The 17742-nt window shown below is 55.4% G+C and carries 18 protein-coding genes; 8 read left to right on the forward strand and 10 right to left on the reverse strand.

Features of this window, described 5'->3' with window-relative positions; all coding sequences use genetic code 11:
- Positions 1-7 precede the first annotated feature (7 nt).
- The 3 genes from tdh to AC2FHX_RS17480 all read left to right on the forward strand — a co-directional run bounded on the left by tdh (position 8) and on the right by AC2FHX_RS17480 (position 2812).
- Complete coding sequence (gene tdh, locus AC2FHX_RS17470) at positions 8-1036, forward strand: L-threonine 3-dehydrogenase (RefSeq protein ID WP_496703164.1); 1029 nt, start codon at positions 8-10, stop codon at positions 1034-1036.
- A gap of 63 nt (positions 1037-1099) precedes the next feature.
- Positions 1100-1981, forward strand: a complete 882-nt coding sequence (locus AC2FHX_RS17475; protein WP_496703115.1) for a tryptophan 2,3-dioxygenase — start codon at positions 1100-1102, stop codon at positions 1979-1981.
- A gap of 3 nt (positions 1982-1984) precedes the next feature.
- Positions 1985-2812: an alpha/beta hydrolase gene (locus tag AC2FHX_RS17480; protein ID WP_496703114.1), complete on the forward strand. Its 828-nt coding sequence runs from the start codon at positions 1985-1987 to the stop codon at positions 2810-2812.
- A gap of 365 nt (positions 2813-3177) precedes the next feature.
- Here the strand turns inward: AC2FHX_RS17480 and AC2FHX_RS17485 are convergent, their stop codons facing one another.
- Entirely contained in the window at positions 3178-3396 is a 219-nt protein-coding gene (locus tag AC2FHX_RS17485) for a GDCCVxC domain-containing (seleno)protein (protein WP_496690570.1), read from the reverse strand.
- 4 nt (positions 3397-3400) lie between these two features.
- Entirely contained in the window at positions 3401-3724 is a 324-nt protein-coding gene (locus tag AC2FHX_RS17490) for a hypothetical protein (RefSeq protein WP_496692734.1), read from the reverse strand.
- Between the two features lie 99 nt (positions 3725-3823).
- Here AC2FHX_RS17490 and AC2FHX_RS17495 point away from each other — a divergent pair, with 99 nt between their 5' ends.
- The 3 genes from AC2FHX_RS17495 to AC2FHX_RS17505 all read left to right on the forward strand — a co-directional run bounded on the left by AC2FHX_RS17495 (position 3824) and on the right by AC2FHX_RS17505 (position 6373).
- Entirely contained in the window at positions 3824-4222 is a 399-nt protein-coding gene (locus AC2FHX_RS17495) for a MerR family transcriptional regulator (RefSeq protein ID WP_496703112.1), read from the forward strand.
- A 103-nt stretch (positions 4223-4325) separates the two neighbouring features.
- The gene (locus AC2FHX_RS17500) at positions 4326-5729 is read left to right on the forward strand and encodes a sensor histidine kinase (protein ID WP_142635991.1); all 1404 of its coding nucleotides are present in this window, start codon (positions 4326-4328) and stop codon (positions 5727-5729) included.
- Positions 5726-6373, forward strand: coding sequence for a response regulator (locus tag AC2FHX_RS17505; RefSeq protein ID WP_496703110.1), 648 nt, complete (start codon positions 5726-5728; stop codon positions 6371-6373). The genes AC2FHX_RS17500 and AC2FHX_RS17505 overlap by 4 nt, the downstream gene beginning before the upstream one ends.
- A gap of 74 nt (positions 6374-6447) precedes the next feature.
- Here AC2FHX_RS17505 and AC2FHX_RS17510 read toward each other — a convergent pair whose 3' ends face one another.
- The 4 genes from AC2FHX_RS17510 to AC2FHX_RS17525 form a co-directional block, all read right to left on the reverse strand.
- On the reverse strand, positions 6448-7200 hold the full coding sequence (locus AC2FHX_RS17510) for a hypothetical protein (protein WP_246097202.1): 753 nt from the start codon (positions 7198-7200) through the stop codon (positions 6448-6450).
- A gap of 159 nt (positions 7201-7359) precedes the next feature.
- Complete coding sequence (locus tag AC2FHX_RS17515) at positions 7360-8214, reverse strand: cation diffusion facilitator family transporter (RefSeq protein ID WP_496731009.1); 855 nt, start codon at positions 8212-8214, stop codon at positions 7360-7362.
- A 191-nt stretch (positions 8215-8405) separates the two neighbouring features.
- A complete protein-coding gene (locus AC2FHX_RS17520) occupies positions 8406-9314 on the reverse strand; it encodes a c-type cytochrome (protein WP_496692730.1) in 909 nt (302 codons plus the stop codon).
- A 13-nt stretch (positions 9315-9327) separates the two neighbouring features.
- A complete protein-coding gene (locus tag AC2FHX_RS17525) occupies positions 9328-9795 on the reverse strand; it encodes a c-type cytochrome (RefSeq protein ID WP_281973609.1) in 468 nt (155 codons plus the stop codon).
- Between the two features lie 86 nt (positions 9796-9881).
- Here AC2FHX_RS17525 and AC2FHX_RS17530 point away from each other — a divergent pair, with 86 nt between their 5' ends.
- Both AC2FHX_RS17530 and AC2FHX_RS17535 read left to right on the forward strand, forming a co-directional pair.
- A complete protein-coding gene (locus AC2FHX_RS17530; protein ID WP_496703107.1) occupies positions 9882-10727 on the forward strand; it encodes a LysR family transcriptional regulator in 846 nt (281 codons plus the stop codon).
- 435 nt (positions 10728-11162) lie between these two features.
- Positions 11163-11861 (forward strand): hypothetical protein, encoded by a 699-nt coding sequence (locus tag AC2FHX_RS17535; protein ID WP_281973611.1) that lies wholly within the window; start codon positions 11163-11165, stop codon positions 11859-11861.
- Positions 11862-12330: 469 nt separating this feature from the next.
- On the opposite strand, the gene infB is transcribed toward AC2FHX_RS17535, so the two are convergent.
- Genes infB through rimP form a run of 4 tightly spaced genes read right to left on the reverse strand, consistent with a single transcriptional unit; the run spans position 12331 to position 17666 of the window.
- Entirely contained in the window at positions 12331-14808 is a 2478-nt protein-coding gene (gene infB, locus AC2FHX_RS17540) for a translation initiation factor IF-2 (RefSeq protein ID WP_496692727.1), read from the reverse strand.
- An 8-nt stretch (positions 14809-14816) separates the two neighbouring features.
- Positions 14817-15440 (reverse strand): RNA-binding protein, encoded by a 624-nt coding sequence (locus tag AC2FHX_RS17545; RefSeq protein WP_496703106.1) that lies wholly within the window; start codon positions 15438-15440, stop codon positions 14817-14819.
- Positions 15441-15462: 22 nt separating this feature from the next.
- Positions 15463-17076 carry a transcription termination factor NusA gene (gene nusA, locus AC2FHX_RS17550; protein WP_142638259.1) on the reverse strand — a complete coding sequence of 538 codons (1614 nt, stop codon included), beginning with the start codon at positions 17074-17076 and terminating at the stop codon, positions 15463-15465.
- Positions 17076-17666: a ribosome maturation factor RimP gene (gene rimP / locus AC2FHX_RS17555; RefSeq protein ID WP_282022176.1), complete on the reverse strand. Its 591-nt coding sequence runs from the start codon at positions 17664-17666 to the stop codon at positions 17076-17078. The genes nusA and rimP overlap by 1 nt, the downstream gene beginning before the upstream one ends.
- Positions 17667-17742 lie beyond the last annotated feature (76 nt).

The raw sequence follows: 17742 nt of genomic DNA on the forward strand, positions 1-17742 counted from the left end.
CAATACGATGAAAGCGCTGGAAAAATCCAAGCCCGAGGAGGGGCTGTGGATGGTGCAGGCCCCGGTGCCCGAGATCGGCCCTGATGAAGTGCTGATCCGCATCAACAAGACCGGCATCTGCGGCACCGATATCCACATCTGGAACTGGGACGACTGGGCCGCCGCCACGGTGCCCACCCCGATGATCACCGGCCATGAATTTGCCGGTGAAATCGTTGAGATCGGGCGCAACGTGACCGGGCTTGAGATCGGCCAGCGCTGCTCCGGCGAGGGGCACCTGATCACAACCGACAGCCGCCAAAGCCGCGCTGGCAAGTTCCATCTGGATCCCGGCACGCGCGGAATCGGCGTCAACGAACAGGGTGCCTTTGCGCAATACCTGAAACTACCTGCCTTCAACGTGGTGCCCCTGCCCGATGACGTTCCCGACGAAATCGGAGCCATTCTCGACCCGTTGGGGAATGCTGTGCACACTGCACTCAGCTTTGATCTGCTGGGTGAGGATGTGCTGATCACCGGTGCAGGCCCCATCGGCATCATGGCCGCCGCCGTGGCCCGCCATGCAGGCGCGCGGCATGTGGTGATCACCGATATCAATCCGGACCGCTTGACGCTGGCTGCGCATGTTGTGCCAACCTTGCGCCCTGTCGATGTGACCAAGGAAGATTTGCAGGACGTGATCGCCGAACTGGGCATGCAGCAAGGTTTTGACGTCGGGCTAGAGATGTCAGGTTCACAAATTGCACTGGACCAGATGGTCGAGGCACTGGTGATGGGCGGCAAGATCGCTCTGCTGGGCATCCCACCTGGAAAATCCCCCGTGGACTGGTCCCGCATCGTATTCAAGGCCATCACCATCAAAGGTGTCTATGGGCGCGAGATGTTCGAGACCTGGTATAAGATGATTGCCATGTTACAAAACGGCTTGGATGTCAGCCGAGTGATCACGCACCGTTTCAAGGTTGATGAATTCACCAAGGGCTTTGGCGAGATGAAATCAGGTCGATCCGGCAAGGTTGTTCTGGATTGGACCTAACCCTCTGGCGTTAAACGGCTTCACCCCCTAAACAGGAGGGAACTCAGGTGTTTGGAGGCGCAGATGAGCGACAAGGACAACCGGTATCTTGAACGCGGGATCGAGGACACTCTGGTCACGGATTTCGCCGAAACCCACCGCAAGAGCTATGGCGATTTCCTGCAGCTCAAAACCCTACTGAATCTGCAAAAGACGTTTCAGGATCCCGCGCAACCAGATGAGATGCTGTTCATCATCATCCATCAGGTCAGCGAGCTGTGGCTGAAGCTGATGCATCACCAGCTGGTCGAAGTGCGCCGCTTTCTGCAAGAGGACGAATTTGGCCCGGCAATGAAGAATCTCGACCGGGTCAAAGCAATCCAGCGGCAGTTGATTTCCGCGTGGGAAACGCTTCTGACCATGACCCCCGCCGATTACATGACCTTTAGGCAAGCACTTGGCAGCTCCTCGGGATTTCAAAGCTATGGCTATCGTCAGATTGAATTCATTCTGGGCAACAAGGATGCCTCGACCCTGAAGGTTCATCAGCATGATCCCGAAGTCATGGAATTATTGGAAGCCGCATTGACCAAGCCTTCGCTTTACGACGAAGTGCTGCACATGCTGGCCCGGCAAGGGTTTGACGTGCCTGATGACCTGCTGAACCGTGACTTTGCACAACCCTATTCCGGCGACCCGCGCGTGGTGAAAATCTGGGCGCAGGTGTTTCACAATACCGATCAGTATTGGGACCTCTATGCGCTGGCCGAAAAGCTGATGGACGTTGAATCTCTGTTTCAGCGCTGGCGGTTTGACCATGTCACTGCGGTCGAGAGAGTTATTGGCAACCAGCCAGGTACAGGCGGGTCCAGCGGTGTGTCGTTCCTGCGCAAAGCGCTGGACTTGCGGTTCTTTCACGATCTCTACGATGTGCGCACCGAATTGATGTATAGCGGGCAGGGGTAGGCGATGCTGTATCGTGGTTTCACTCAGACAGAGCTGGAGCAGGAGTATTCTCCCAGTTCGATGGTTGGCGGCGATCTGACACCCTATCTTGAAAGCTACGCCGCGCTGAGTGCGCAGAACCGCGCCCGGATGGAATGCCGGGAAAACCTGCCCTTCAGCGAAACATCTGAACAGGTGCTCGACTTCTTTCCTGCGTCGACGGCCAACGCTCCGCTGCATGTCTTTATTCACGGAGGTTACTGGCAGGCGCTCAGTCAGCGTGAGTCGGCGATGATGGCCCCTACACTGGTGGAAAACGGGCAAGCCTTTGCAACGCTGAACTATACGCTCGCACCTGAGGCCCGACTGGATCAGATGATCAAAGAGTGCCGCGATGCCCTGCTTTGGCTGGGATCACAGGCGACGGCCCTTGGGTTCGATCCGGCGCAGATCACCTTGTCGGGGCACAGCGCCGGGGCACATCTGGCGGCCATGATGATGGCGACTTCAGCCGATGCGCTAGCCCGCGCCGGCTTGCGAGTACGAGAGGTGATTCTGATCAGCGGCGTCTATGATCTTGAACCGATCAGCCTGACGCCGGTGAATGACCCGCTGCAACTGACCCCGGTCGAAATACACGATCTCTCACCCATTCTGCACCTGCCCGCCCCCGGTCCGCGTTACCATGTAACCGTCGCCGAGCGCGACACACCCGAATTCATTCGTCAAAGCCGGGACTATGCGGAATTGCTGCGTAAAGGCGGGCATTCTGTCAGTTTTGATCTGCAGAAAGGGATGCAGCATTTCGACATCATCATGCACGCAAGCACGTTCCTGCCGACTCCTCGGTAATCATAGGTGCTGGGCGATAGAATATTCTGACCTTTGCGTCATGCACTGAGCAAGTCGCCATATCCCTGCATTTGTGGCGGTACCGCAAGTGTCCGATTTGAGCCCCAATCTGTGAATTTGATTTTCTTGCTGCGCGGGCATCATCTTGAACACGGCAGTGCGGCGTAAAGAGCGGCTATTGGTGCCGGGCGCAGCGAGGTTTTGTCAGGCAATTCGCGAGACGCGGACTTTGCTACCGTTAGCCATGGCGCAGAGTTGTGCGAGTTTGATGGTCGCGATGCGCAGAAACCAGACTTTGCAAACTTTGGCCGACGAGCCAATGCGGACAATCAAAACCTTTCTTTGATGTTGCGGTTGCGGCCCGCTTATCCACAACAGCAGTCACCTGACTGAATTGGCGGGCACGGGACAGTTGCGTAGGAACAAAAAACACAGCAATCGCCTTCTAACGGTTTCAAGACTGCCTTGCATGATTTGCATTCATAAAACCACTGGCACGAGTCAGTTGGCATTTTCTCGGTTTCAACGTGCCCACACCGAGGGCAGGTCAAAGTGCTATCCAGCACCACAGTTTGTTTTGTCATTGTCTCACATCTGCATGATTAGATAATCGTTGATTTGAGCCTCATTGAACACGATGACCCATGCCAACGCGGTAGTCGCCGTGTTTCCGACAAGCCACCATTTCAGATTTGCCAACGTCCCGTTTCGATGCGCTACGAACCACGAAACTGCGACCAGCACTGTTGAGATGGCGAGAACATAGTAGCTTGCTGCCGCTATTTTTCCGAATATCGCCAACCAACTGCCACCCAAGCCGAGCAACATCATGGCCATTGGAAGAACACAGCATGTCGCGACCCCCAGAGCGGAAACCGATCCCAGGTAGCTGAGGGTCAAATATTTTTTCATCTTTCGCTCCCTGGGTAGGCGATTTGATTGTGTTGAGGCACTAGCATTCAATGCGTATAACTCCTGTAGTAACTACAGGATCAAGTGGAGGCACTTCACATGATTGCGATAGGCGAGGCTTCCCGGCAATGCGGGATCGGCATAGAAACTATCCGCTATTACGAACGCGAAGGTATCGTACCAAGACCCGCACGAGCTCTGAACAATCGTCGCCTCTATTCGGCAAGCGATGTTGGAAGACTTCGATTTTTGAAGAAGTGCCGTGACCTGGGGTTTCCTCTATCTGACGCAAAGGCGCTTTTGGAGCTGTCAGAAGGAAGTGCCGAAGACTGCCGATCAGTGAAAGAACTGGCCGAGGCACACATTGCCAGCGTTCAAAGCAAGATTAGTGAGCTCAGACGCCTAGAGTACGCCTTGAGTGAGCTTACGGCCAATTGTGATAGCGGAAACGTTCAATGCCCGATGCTGCAAAGACTGAGAACGATGGACGATATCTGACTCTGGCCACTGGACGGAAGCGCAGGATCTGAGATTTAGCCAGATCACGTCAGACCAAGGTCTGTGGTGCGATAACAGATTGTAGTTCATAGTCGATTTCACGATGAGAGCGAAAGTAACTGACCTGACGATTGGCAATTGGTCGCTGTCGCGAGTCTTTCTTGCGGCCAGCATTTTCGTGATGGGTACTGCTACCGCAATCGTCGGGGTCTGGGTGTCAAATCGAATCCAGAACGCAGTCGTGCAAAACTCCGCCAATTCCGCTGCGCTATATATGGAAAGCGTAGTATCCCCGCTCAGCCAGGAATTGGCACATGGCAACCATCTTTCTGAGCAGGCGAGCCTGGCGCTGGACGAGATTTTCATGACCCAGCCAATGCGTGACCGCATTGTCTCCTACAAATTCTGGAAGCAAGGCGGTGTGATTGTACATGCCTCTGATACAGACATCATTGGAAACCGTTTCAATCCAACGGATGACTTAAGGCGGGCGTGGAGCGGTGACATCTCCGGCTCTTTCAAAGAGCTTGATCATGCCGAGAGCGCCGCCGAGGCGGCTTTGGGGATACCACTACTTGAAGTTTACAGCCCCATCCGCGAACTTTGGTCCGGCGAAATCATCGCAGTTGCGGAGTTCTACGAAAGAGCTGATCAGCTTGAGTTAGACTTAGCCAAGGCCAGGCGAACAAGTTGGTTGGTCGTCGGTTCCGCATTTCTGGCAAGTACTATTGTTCTGTATTCCATTGTCGCAATTGGCGACAAAACTATTCGACGACAGGGGGCTCTTCTTAAACAGCGCCTGACAGAAAGTGAGAGGATGGCCGAGCAGAATGCCCGGCTGCGGTCGCGTGTAGTAGATGCGTCAGAAAGATACGCCACGCAAACAGATCGGTTCCTCAAAAATCTCGGTGCCGAGCTACATGATGGTCCTGCGCAATATCTGTCGCTCGCCGCCCTTAGACTGGAGGCGGCGTTTTCCAAAGAGTCCGAAAGTTCTAAAGAGGCAGAGGAAATTCAGCAGTCTTTGCAAAAATCTCTGGCTGAAATTCGTGCAATATCGCGAGGGCTTTCTGCGCCAGATATCGACAGCTTGTCACTCGTCGATGTTGTGAAGAGAGCCGTAGAGGATCACGTCGAACACAGCCCGTTGCGACCGGATATTTCACTTTTGGGTAGCCAGGCCCCAGAGTTGTCATTGTCCGACAAGCTGTGCGTTTTTCGGTTCCTTCAGGAGACGCTTTCCAATGCCGCGAGATATGCTCCAGCTTCCAAGTGCACCGTTATCTCTGAGGCGCAGAACGACCGCATAGTTATAAAGGTCAAAGACGACGGGCCTGGTTTTGACAGGTCAGAAGAAACCGCGTTGCGAGACGATGGTGGCCAAGGGCTTATGGGCTTGCGGGATCGGGTCGAGAGTATTGGCGGCAGGTTCGAAGTCGCATCGAGACCGGGTGAGGGCACCACCGTTTCTATGACACTCTTTCCCAGAAAGTTAGGCACATCATGACTACATCTGTCGTAATAGCTGATGATCACCCGATATTCAGGGATGGTTTGCAACGCACGCTGGATGAAGCTGATGGTTTTGAAGTTTTGGCTGCCGGGTCCAGCGCTGAAGATGCAGTATCGCTGGTCGTCACGCATCAGCCGAACATAGCCATTCTTGACCTCTCGATGCCCGGTGGCGGGATAAGCGCAACACGTAAAATTGCGACAATGGCAAATCCGCCTTTCATTGCAATCTTGACGGTCTCAGAGAACAGCAGCGACGTCGCGGACGCGTTGGAGGCGGGCGCGATAGGGTACATCGTGAAGGGAGTAACCGCGAGCGAATTGACCGCTTCCTTAAGCAGCATCGCCGCAGGTGAAGGGTTCGTTTCTCCGGGCTTGGCCTCGCGGGTACTGCTTCAAATCAACGCTGACACCGGCACCTCTAAGAACAGCAGCATTCTCAATGACCTTACGCATCGTGAGGAAGAAATACTTCGACGTGTAGCCAAAGGACTGAGTAATCGTGAAATCGCTGACGAGTTAGACCTTCAGGAAAAGACCGTGAAGCACTACATGACGGCAATACTGTCCAAGCTTCACGCGCGAAACCGGGTAGAGGCCGCGCTCATTGCCCATGATGTTTGGAACAAGGGAGACTAACAGCGGTCTCTAGTACGAAGATGGCGGCCCCCTCTACAAGAAGCCACCAACGGGTTATCTACTGGAGTTGCAGCTCAGTTGGCAACCGACTGCAACCTTCGGCGATCGGAAGCCGTTGCGTTTCTCTCAACAACAGTCCGGTTGTACGGATCTTTCAGCTCGTAGCGCCCAAACTCGATCTCCTCTTTCCAACCATTGGCATAGTTCACTTCGATATTGTTGCCCTGGCGTTCAATTTTCGTAGGTCGACTTCCAGCAGTGCCGCCTTGCCCAGAAGAGAGCACGTTGTCGATTGAGATACCATTCGCCAAAGACCGAAGCCTTGAGACGTCAGCACCGGTCGCAGGGCGCTCCTCAACAGTTCGGTTCTGAGCATTCTTTCTCTCATACCGCCCGTTTTCGATCTCCTCCTTGGTTCCGTCGGCGTAACGCACTTCAATGCCGTTAGCGTTTGTTTCGACCTTTGTTACACCGGCCGAACCCAAGGGTTTACCACCTGCTTGAGACCGATCCTTCTTTCCGCTGCCCTTATTGGAGCGTTTGGAGTCGTCATCGTCATCATCATCGTCGCGACCACCTTTGCCTGATCCCGAATTGTCGTCACGATCATCGTCCCGGTCGTCGTCGCGGTCATCATCTCTGTCGTCATCCCGATCATCATCGCGACCATCCCCGTCGCTTCCCCTGCCGCTCTTGGCAAAGGCATATGATGGTTCAAAATGTAGGCGACCATCGGCATCAAACGCTGGCACATAAGGTGTTGCCGCGATCAACGAAGCCAACGCCGCGGTACTAAGAAGTTGACCCAGCTTTCTTTGAATTTTCATTTTCGCCTCCAATTTTGAGCATCACGCTTCGTGACGTTGGAGGCAGGTTACTTCTGGTTCGGCTTCCCCACATCGGGCTTAGGTCTGACGAATTTCAAGCCGAACGTCTTAGTCAGATCAGTCAAACCAATGGAGTTTTTGCTGAGCCATGTGACCAGTTTAGCGGGAACTAACCCGGTCACCCTTCAGCTCGTCATCAGGTTCGAGGTGAATGACAAAGACAGAACCCGGATACAAACGATCCAATTCTTCCTTGATGTCATTGCATATATCATGCGCCGCGCTGACTGGCATTGTGCCGTCCACAACAAGATGAAACTCCACAAAGATGACGTTTGCGGATCTACGCCCTTTGAGGTCGTGGTACTCCAAGGCTGCGCCGAGATTTGCTTCGATTGCATTAGTAACAGTCTGCAAGTCATGATCCGAAAGGGTCACATCAATCAGTCCATCGACAGACGCCCGAATAACTTTCCAGCCCTCCCACAAGATGTTCAGTGCAACAAGAATTGCCAGGATCGGATCGAGGATCAGCCAGCCGGTGACAAGTGCAAGTATCAGACCTGCGATGACACCAACTGAGGTCATGACATCTGTGAAAATGTGCCGGGAGCTCGCCTCCAATGCAGGCGACCCCTCGCGACTGCCGATTTTGAGCAATAGGTAAGCCCATGCGCCATTCACGCCCGTTGCAATGACACTGACGGCGATTCCAAAAAGAGGCGCATCCTCAAGATGCGGGTTTGGGAGTGCCAGTACAGCTTCTCTGATGATCAAGAACGCCGCCAGAACAATCAATACGCCCTCGACGACAGCGGAAAGATACTCAGCTTTTTTGTGACTAAAGGGGTGGTTTTCATCAGGGGGTTTATTGGCAACCCGAACCGCAAAGTATGCCAGCAACGCCGCAACGACATTCACGGTAGATTCCATTGCGTCCGACAACAACGCCACCGAGCCTGTCAGCCACCTAGCCAACAGTTTCAGAGCCAGTACCGCAATGGATATTGGAATAGATTAAAGAGCGATTATTTGTGTCATTTGGCCACAACGCTCAATCAATCATGAACAGAATCTCGGGATATTGCTGAGCTCCGACGTTCAAAACGTAAAACAGGTGGTTGGTGAAAAGGGAATAGGCCCTGCGGCTTCCTACCGGCGATCGACGACAGCATCTGGTCCCCCTGCATGGCGCCAAACGACTGTTACTCTGATGGAAGCACCGCCGACGAAACAGGAACCGCCTTGAGATAAGCGGCAATCGCCAAACGGTCCTCATCGGTGAGGCGAGATGTGTTCTCGATGACCTCCACCATCTCACCACCAGCGCTGTCATAGTCCGGTGTAAAGCCAGATTTGAGGTACTCGGAAATGTCGGCCTCGGACCAATCAAGCTGGTCTGAGGTAAGGCCCGGGACGCGACCCTTCCCGTTTGGATTTGGTGCACCTGTCAGCCAAAGGTCTCGTTTCAGACCACCTAAGCCATTTCGCGGGGTATGGCATTCAGCGCAATGACCCAACGCCTCCACTAAATACCTGCCATGTCTTTGTTGGTCGGTCAAATCACCTTCGACTACCCAGCCTGGTGTCATGAACAACAGTTTCCATCCCCCCAATCCACGACGAACATTGAAAGGAAAACCGACTTCATGAGAAACGCTTTCGGCTTTGGACGCTGGCAGGGTTCTGAGGAATGCAAGGAGCGAAATAACGTCTTCGGCCGTAATGTTGGCGTAAGATGTATAGGGAAACGCTGGAAAATAGTGCTGCCCTTCGGGTCCGGTCCCATGGATCAAGGCATTGGCCAGATCCAGGGCAGACCAGGACCCAATACCAACTTCTGGGTCACTGGAAATGTTGGGGGCAATGAACGTGCCGAATTCCGTCTCAAACCGGCGACCACCGGAGAGCATGAGCTTGTCCTCACCAACCGCATCCGGCGCTGAATGACAAGATGCGCATCCTGAGGCGTGGAACACGATTTCGCCTCTGGTGAGATCCGGATGCAAACCGTCGAGTTTAGATTGATCCGTTCTTTGTGGTCGGGTCAGCACCAAACCTGCCAACCCAACCAAGAGTGCAACGAAAGCGGTGAAAAGGAAAAACCGCTTCACAGCTATCTACCAATTAATCTTTTGGCGCTCTGTACGCTTTGTGACATGCCGAACAGCTTCCACCCAGATCGCCCATAGCCGCTTTCAGGGCATCAACATCTTGCCCTGCCGCAGCCTGCATCGCAACAGCGGCATCTGCCATAGCCTGCCCTTTCGCACCAACGTCAGCGAAGTTTTCCCAGATCGCAGGCAGCGCTCGGGTGGACGGATCGGATACATTGTCGGATCCTGCGGGCCACATCGCGGATTGGTCGATCTGCGTTAGTACAACAAGGTTGTTTGCAGCCCGTGTTGCGGCCTCGGCATCATAGCCCACCTCGCCTTTGGCCATGCCGCCAAGTGTACCAAGATTGAAGGAATAGAGCTGCATGATTGAGGTCCGAGCTTTCACAGCCGGATTTTCGCTTTCATGGGCGATGGCTGCGCCAATGGCCGCTACAGACAAAATGCCTGCCGCCAAAATTGAGAACTTCTTCATCATGATGTCTCTCCCTGTTCAATACTTCGAATGTTAGCTTGAACGAATTTACTTGTAATTGTTTGTTATTCGCCGCCTCCTGTTAATTTATGAACAACGATAATTGGGATGACATTCGATATGTGCTTGCCGTTGATAGATTCGGTTCGCTGAACTCGGCGGCGGAAGCTTTGCGGGTAACGCATGCGACAGTCCTGCGCAGAGTGGTTGCCTTTGAACAGAGAAGTGGCTGTGCGATTTTTCGGAAGAGCTCTTCTGGATATTCCGCGCTGCCTGAGGCCAGAACAATTCTCTCGGCTATGGAAAACGTTGAAGATGCGGTGCTTTCAGTAGAGAGGGCAATCGTAGGCGCGAACCGCTCTCCTGTTGGTCACGTTCGCATCACGTCCACTGACAGTCTTTGCCAGATGGTATTGCCTCAGATTTTGAATGAAATTTCCAAAGAGTACCCAGGGTTGGAACTGACTTTGTTGAGTAGCAACAGCCACCGTGATCTATCCCGGCTGACTGCGGATATCGCTGTGCGCCCATCGATTAAACTTGAGGACGGCCTGGTCGGAGAACGATCAGGTACATTGTCGTTTGGGGTCTATGATGATGGTTCCCCAAATCGTAAATGGATGAGGCTTGACGGCGCGTTGAGCCGCTCTCTGCCTGCCAAGTGGCTAGCAGAAAACGCGAAAACCGAACAAGCTACCAACGGAGCAGACAGTTTTTTGGTGCTTCAGCAGATGGCCGCTTCCGGAGCGGGCAAGACATTTTTACCAGAATTCATCGGCGATGCTGACCCCCGCCTTCATAGATCGCACGGCATGAATCCCCAAATCGAAGTTCCGCTCTGGGTCGCAACACTAGAGGAAATCGCGCAGACACCAAGGTTTGCTCTCGTGCAACGGGCCTTGGTTGAACGTATAGCCAAAGCTCTAGCCAACTGAAATCACCCAAAAACAGTTGTAAGCAGTCGCATTATTTGCAGAGCAGCATTACGAGTTCAGTGTTTCAAAGGCCGACATTCCGATGCAAGGCATTCAGCGCAATAGCGGCTTTAGGCTGACTACGGACATTGCCGCAGTCAAGTCGGAAAGCTGCTTTGTCCAGCATCTGAGGCAATCGATCACAGCACGGTGGTGGAGTACGTCTGTCAGACCGGGCGTTCGCAATACTCGCGGCGAAAGTTTCGTGCGAACCCCATTTTGGGTTTGCCACAATGGTGACGAAAGTCGGCCATAACGTCTGTGCCGACCAATATTCCGTCAAGATATGTTTCGAAGGCTGAACTGTCATGTTCTCTAATCCCTGTGCGCTAATCGTGGACCCAAGCAATGCATACGGCTAGCATCGGAGATCAAACAGCAAGAAGGGAGAATCACATGTCGAAGTTCACCAACAGAACAGCTGTCCATGGGGTTGCTGCACTCGTAATCTGCTGTTTCGCGGCAATCGTTCAGGCACAATCGGCAGGCGATGAGATGTCGTTCTTCATCACTAGTGTAGGCAAAGGAGACGGTGCCAATCTAGGCGGCCTCGACGGCGCCGATGCTCATTGTAATGCACTTGCTTCTGCGGTCGGTTCTTCCAAAACTTTTTCGGCCTATCTGAGCACGTCAATGTCCATTGATCGCAGCACCGACCCGATGACAATAACCAACGGTATTTCGGCACGCGACCGAATCGGGGCGGGTCCATGGTACAATGCCAAGGGAGAACTCATCGCCAACAATGTAGAAGACCTACACAGCGACAGCGTGAACATTAGTATTCTGACCGCACTCGATGAAAACGGTAACCCTGTAAATGGGCGTGGTAGTCAGCCGAACAAACATGACATTTTGACTGGCTCCGATTCTGCCGGACATTTCTCGACGGCAGGTGGCGATACGACATGCAGCAACTGGACTTCGAATAGTGAAGACGGGTCCGCGATTGTCGGACATCATGACCGTGTGGGTCTCAATGATGCGCGAAACATGGTGTCTTGGAACTCGTCGCACGGCTCGCGTGGTTGTGGAGAAGAACATCTGCCACGTTCTGGCGGGGCGGGTCTGTTTTATTGCTTCTCAACGGACTGATCAGACAGCGCTGGTGCGTGTGCCTCCCGCATTGCCGCTAGTATTCACCAGGTCAATTTTTCGGGGCGCATTCTGGAAGCGCTCGTTGTCGCCATCGTAAGCAATGAGCGCTGTTTCATGCGTCCAGATTGTCCAATCTGGATGCACCGAAAGCTCCGTTCGAAATTCGGACTATGACCTTGCCTTGAATGGCCGGTTTGACGAAAAAAGTTGCACCGCAGCGATGCGCGTGCAGCAGCTGCTCACCGATGCTGCGTCAGCAATAGCAGCAGTTGCATAAGGCTGCTTTGACCGCATAGCCGACACCAACCTAGATTTACTTTGCCTCTTGAACCAAGGCTACCCGGTGCGACTTGATGATTAACTTCAAACAAACTCGCGCATAAAGTCAAAGGCTCACGTCAGCTCTCCAAAAGAAAAACAGCGGCCCGTTAGAGCCGCTGTTTTCCGAATTTCAGTTCTGTCCGGATCAATCCAGTGTCCGGGTGACCTCTTCGCGCTCGAAGATTTCGATGACGTCTCCGGCGCGGATATCGTCATAGTTCTCGAATGCCATACCGCATTCCTGACCCGACTGAACCTCGGCCACTTCGTCTTTGAAGCGCTTCAGCGTCTTCAGCGTGCCTTCGTGGATCACCACGTTGTCGCGCAGCAGGCGGACACCTGCGGAACGACGCGCCACGCCTTCTGTAACCAGACAGCCAGCAACCTTGCCAACGCCTGTAACCTTGAAGACTTCGCGGATCTCGGCATAACCGATGAACTTTTCGCGGATCTCGGCGCTCAACAGGCCTGATGCGGCGGCTTTCACGTCGTCGACCAGATCGTAGATCACCGAGTAGTAGCGGATTTCCACGCCCTTTTGGTTCGCGGTGTTCCGGGCTGAAGCATTGGCACGCACGTTGAAGCCCAAGATCGGGGCTCCGGACGCTTCCGCCAAGCCGACATCCGTTTCGGTGATCGCGCCGACGCCTGAATGCAGCACCCGCACGCGCACTTCGTCGTTGCCGATCTTCTCCATCGCCTGAACGATGGCTTCGGCAGAACCTTGCACGTCCGCTTTCATCAGAATTGGCAGTTCGGTGACGTTTTCGTCTTCCTTGGCCTTTTGCATCAGCTGTTCAAGGGTGGTTGCGGCACCGGCGGCGGCGCGTTTGTCCTTGGCGGCCTGTTCACGGTAGGCGGCGATTTCACGCGCCTGCGCTTCAGTCTCGGTCACGTTCAGAACGTCCCCGGCCTCGGGCGTGCCATTCAGACCCAGAACCTCAACCGGAACCGAGGGGCCTGCCTCTTTGACGCGTTCGCCCTTGTCGTTGATCAGTGCACGGACTTTACCGTATTGCTCACCCACAACAAAGATATCGCCCTGACGCAATGTACCGGTTTGAACCAGAACGGTAGCAACAGGTCCACGGCCCACATCCAACTGCGCCTCGATCACGGCACCCTGGGCGGCGCGATTCGGGTTGGCTTTCAGCTCAAGAATTTCGGATTGCAACGCGATGGCTTCCAACAGCTCATCCAGACCCTGACCGGTAATGGCGGACACTTCGACGTCCTGAACCTCACCCGACATTTTCTCAACGATGACTTCGTGCTGCAGCAGATCGGTGCGCACCTTGTCCGGGTTCGCATCCGGCTTGTCGACCTTGTTGATCGCAACGATCATCGGGACACCCGCCGCTTTGGCGTGGTTGATCGCCTCGATCGTCTGCGGCATCACCGCGTCATCCGCAGCAACAACCAGAACCACGATATCCGTGACCTGCGCCCCGCGCGAACGCATCGAGGTAAAGGCCGCGTGACCCGGTGTATCCAGGAAAGACAGCGTTGTGCCGCCATCGGTTTTCACCTGATAAGCGCCAATATGCTGGGTAATACCCCCGGCCTCACCCGCCACAACGCGAGCGTCGCGGATCGCGTCCAGCAACGAGGTCTTACCGTGGTCAACGTGACCCATGATGGTAATGACCGGCGGACGCGACTGCAGATCGCCTTCGCTGTCTTCGATCTCTTTGATGACGTCCTCGACGTCAGAGGCCGAGACGCGCGTGACCTTGTGGCCAAATTCTTCGATGATCAGTTCCGCAGTATCAGCGTCAATGGTCTGGTTCTGCGTGACCATCATGCCCATGTTCATCAGCGATTTGACAACGTCCGCGACACGCTCGGCCATACGGTTGGCCAGCTCGGACACGACAATCGCCTCGGGCAGCTGTACGTCACGGATAACCTTTTCCCGCTCGACAGCGCCGCCCATGGCTTTCTGACGCGCGCGCTCTTGCTTACGCTTCATGGCTGCCATCGAACGCTGGCGGTTGCCTTCACCACCGGTCGCCTGACCCAGAGTCAGCTTGCCTGAACGGCGGTTATCGTCACGGCCCTTGGTGCGCGTGCCGCGCTGTTCACGCTCGCGATCCTGCTTGCGTGGCGTTGCTGCGGGCGCAGGCTTGCTGGCCGGGCTGCGGGCGGCTTTTGGCTCTTCAGGAGTCGGGGTCGCCGCGACACGCTTAGCGGCATCTTCAGCCTCTTTGCGCTTGCGTTCTTCCTCTTCGGCCTTGGCGCGCGCGCGTTCTTCGGCCTCGCGCTGTTCGCGCTCTTTGGCCTCTAGTTCCGCACGGCGACGGGCACGCTCTTCCTCGCGCGCTTTTTCAGCGGCCTGACGCTCGGCGGCCTCTTCGACCTCACGCGCCTTGGCAGCCTGCAGCGCCTTCATCCGGCGCGCCATTTCCACGTCGGAAATCCCGGCTGGACGACGCGACGGATCACCTGATGGCGTAGCTCCACCACCGGTTTTGGCCGCACCCGGCTTGGGGACCACCACGCGTTTGCGTTTGGTTTCCACCACGACATTCTTGGTACGTCCGTGGCTGAAACTTTGTTTCACATTTCCGGGGCGCGCCCCGCCACGAAGACCCAATGTCTTTTTGCCGTCACTATCGCTCATAAAGCTTCTTACCCTTCCGCGCGGCCCTTGCCGCCGTCATCCGTTTCGCGCAAGCCATGCAGGCGCTGCGCTTCCTCTACAACACGTTTGGCGAGTCCGCCAGAGGCCAAGGCCGCATGAATCACGGTTTGGCGCCCAAATGCCGCCCCAAGTTCGTCTGCGGTCAACCAGCCGATGTATTTCCCAAAGTGCGGCGTGCTGAGTTTCGACTTGCCACGCCCCGATCCATCAGAAGCCTGAAGCAATACCTGGGCCTCTTCCCGGTCCAGCATTGCCTTGACCTTTTCATAGCCAGCAACCGCATCACCGGACTTGCGCGCGAGGCTCAAAAGCTCGATCACGCGCCGCGCAATCTGCTTTTCAACCTCATCGGCCAGATCCTTTGACACAGTGACCTGCGCCTTGAACCCCCGCGCGAACAATTTCTTGCCGATGGCTTTGTCCAACGCGCTGCGGTCGGCCGAGACATAAACACCGCGCCCCGGCAGTTTTGCCGCGACATCAGGAAAGACCTGACCGTCTGGCCCGACCACAAAGCGGATCAGCCCATATCTAGGCTGAACCTCGCCAGTGGCAATGCACTTGCGTTCGGGTCCGTCAGACCGATCCTTATGGACGCCACCGCGACCCATGTGCGCCACCCGAAGCCTGCGATCAGGCCTCGGCTTCCTCGTCGGCCGCTACGCCGTCTTCTTCAGCCTGCTCCAGTTCGGCAGGATCAACCCAGCCCAACATGATGCGTGCGGTCATGACCAGATCCTGCGCCTCTTCCAGCGTTATGCCAAAAGGCTCCAGAACGCCGTCATCCTTGATACGCTCACCATCAACTGTGGTCCAACCACCAGCCAGTTCCCAGTCAGCGCAGGTGGCAAAATCTTCCAACGTTTTCACGTCGTCCTTGGCCAGCGCTTCTACCATCTGGGGTGTCAGACCTTCGAATTCAATAAGGCTGTCCTCGACACCCAGCTCACGCGCTGCATCCAGCGCCGCTTTGGCCTGTGCTTCCAGGTGCTCACGCGCACGAGTCTGCAGTTCCTGCGCGGTGCCTTCGTCGACGCCGTCAATGACCAACAGCTCGTCAAGCTCGACATAGGCGACTTCTTCCAGGTTGGTGAAGCCTTCCGATACCAGCAACTGAGCAAAGAATTCGTCTAGATCCAGGCTTTCCATAAACAGGCCGGTGCGGGCTTCGAACTCTTTCTGACGACGCGCCGATTCTTCGGCCTCGGTCATGATGTCGATGTCCAGGTTGGTCAGCTGGCTGGCCAGACGTACGTTCTGACCACGGCGACCGATGGCGAGGCTCAGCTGTTCCTCGGGAACCACAACTTCGATCTTGCCGGCTTCTTCGTCCAGAACCACCTTGGACACCTCGGCGGGCTGCAGCGCGTTCACCAGGAAGGTGGGCTGATCTTCATTCCATGGAATGATGTCGATCTTTTCGCCCTGCAGCTCATTCACGACGGCCTGCACACGGCTGCCGCGCATACCAACGCAGGCACCGACAGGGTCGATCGAGCCGTCATAGGAAATGACAGCGATCTTGGCGCGCGATCCGGGATCACGAGCAACAGCTTTGACCTCGATGATGCCGTCATAGATTTCCGGCACTTCCATCTTGAACAGTTCAGCCATGAATTCAGGCGCGGTGCGCGACAGGAAGATCTGGTGGCCACGAACCTCGCGACGAACTTCCTTGATATAGGCGCGCACACGGTCATTGGGGCGATAGCTTTCGCGGCCAATCTTGTCGTTGCGGCGCAGAACAGCCTCGGCACCGCCCAGATCGACGATGACATTGCCGAACTCTTCGCGCTTGACCGCACCGTTGATGATGGTACCTGCGCGATCCTTGAAGTCTTCGTACTGGCGATCGCGCTCGGCTTCGCGAACCTTTTGCAGAATCACCTGCTTAGCGGATTGCGCCGCGATCCGGCCCATTTCGACCGGAGGCACTTCTTCGACATAGACGCTACCGACTTCCGGCGCTTCCATGTATTGCTTGGCCTGCTCGACGGTCATCTCGGCCTGATAGTTCTCAAGCTCTTCATCCTCAACCACGGTGCGGACGCGGGTAAAGGTCGCTTTACCGGTCTTGCGGTCGATGCTGACGCGGATATCCATCTCGGCGCCGTAGCGGCTTTTGGCGGCACGGGCGAGCGATTCTTCCATCGCTTCGACAACCAGACCGGGGTCGATCATCTTTTCGCGGGCCACGGCCTCGGCGGTCTGCAGCAGCTCCAGCTGGTTGGCTGAGGTGATTGCCATCAGTTCGTCTCCTCTTCGGACCCTTCGGTCTCAATCTCGTCGAAAGCGTTTTCGTTCAGGGCACCGGCGTCCTTGCGCTGGCGCAGCATCTCTTTGATCAGATCATCGGTCAGGACCAGCTTGGCATCGCTTAGCCAGTCAAACTGCAAGCCGATGGTGATCGTCTCATCTCCCTCGGAGATATTGATCAAAACCTCATCGCCTTCGATCCCGGCCAGCTCACCTTTGAAGCGGCGACGGCCTTCGATCAGTTCGGCGGTTTCAATCTTTGCCTCATAGCCCTCGAACATCTCAAAATCCTTGAGACGTGTCAGAGGCCGGTCGATGCCGGGGCTGGACACTTCCAGCGCATAGGCGTCAAGGATCGGATCTTCGACATCCAACGTGGCACTGACTGCGTTCGATATCTCGGCGCAATCATCCACTTCGATGCCACCATCGGGCTTGTCGGCCATGATCTGCAAGGTGGTCTGCTTGCCGCTCATCAGGCGGATACGGACCAGCTCATACCCCAGATCTTCGATCACTGGGGTGATGATCTCGGCCAGTCTCCGATCAATGGCAGCTTTGGCTATCAGTTCGTTTGTCATCAGCTACTCTACCCTGTCAGTCGGGCACAAAAAAACGGGCGCGCGGCCCGTCGAAATTCCCGGTGGAGCCCCAGAC

The sequence above is a fragment of the Ruegeria sp. CDSC042 genome (genome assembly GCF_059610745.1).

What these genes read in the sequence shown, in the direction of transcription:
- AC2FHX_RS17485 (WP_496690570.1), bottom strand. Translation starts at nt 3,396, where the DNA reads ATGACAAAACAAACTGTGGTGCTGGATAGCACTTTGACCTGCCCTCGG.
- AC2FHX_RS17495 (WP_496703112.1), top strand. Translation starts at nt 3,824, where the DNA reads ATGATTGCGATAGGCGAGGCTTCCCGGCAATGCGGGATCGGCATAGAA.
- AC2FHX_RS17535 (WP_281973611.1), top strand. Translation starts at nt 11,163, where the DNA reads ATGTCGAAGTTCACCAACAGAACAGCTGTCCATGGGGTTGCTGCACTC.
- AC2FHX_RS17490 (WP_496692734.1), bottom strand. Translation starts at nt 3,724, where the DNA reads ATGAAAAAATATTTGACCCTCAGCTACCTGGGATCGGTTTCCGCTCTG.
- AC2FHX_RS17510 (WP_246097202.1), bottom strand. Translation starts at nt 7,200, where the DNA reads ATGAAAATTCAAAGAAAGCTGGGTCAACTTCTTAGTACCGCGGCGTTG.
- AC2FHX_RS17475 (WP_496703115.1), top strand. Translation starts at nt 1,100, where the DNA reads ATGAGCGACAAGGACAACCGGTATCTTGAACGCGGGATCGAGGACACT.
- infB (WP_496692727.1), bottom strand. Translation starts at nt 14,808, where the DNA reads ATGAGCGATAGTGACGGCAAAAAGACATTGGGTCTTCGTGGCGGGGCG.
- AC2FHX_RS17525 (WP_281973609.1), bottom strand. Translation starts at nt 9,795, where the DNA reads ATGATGAAGAAGTTCTCAATTTTGGCGGCAGGCATTTTGTCTGTAGCG.
- AC2FHX_RS17480 (WP_496703114.1), top strand. Translation starts at nt 1,985, where the DNA reads ATGCTGTATCGTGGTTTCACTCAGACAGAGCTGGAGCAGGAGTATTCT.
- AC2FHX_RS17545 (WP_496703106.1), bottom strand. Translation starts at nt 15,440, where the DNA reads ATGGGTCGCGGTGGCGTCCATAAGGATCGGTCTGACGGACCCGAACGC.
- AC2FHX_RS17500 (WP_142635991.1), top strand. Translation starts at nt 4,326, where the DNA reads ATGAGAGCGAAAGTAACTGACCTGACGATTGGCAATTGGTCGCTGTCG.
- AC2FHX_RS17530 (WP_496703107.1), top strand. Translation starts at nt 9,882, where the DNA reads ATGAACAACGATAATTGGGATGACATTCGATATGTGCTTGCCGTTGAT.
- tdh (WP_496703164.1), top strand. Translation starts at nt 8, where the DNA reads ATGAAAGCGCTGGAAAAATCCAAGCCCGAGGAGGGGCTGTGGATGGTG.
- rimP (WP_282022176.1), bottom strand. Translation starts at nt 17,666, where the DNA reads ATGACAAACGAACTGATAGCCAAAGCTGCCATTGATCGGAGACTGGCC.
- AC2FHX_RS17505 (WP_496703110.1), top strand. Translation starts at nt 5,726, where the DNA reads ATGACTACATCTGTCGTAATAGCTGATGATCACCCGATATTCAGGGAT.
- nusA (WP_142638259.1), bottom strand. Translation starts at nt 17,076, where the DNA reads ATGGCAATCACCTCAGCCAACCAGCTGGAGCTGCTGCAGACCGCCGAG.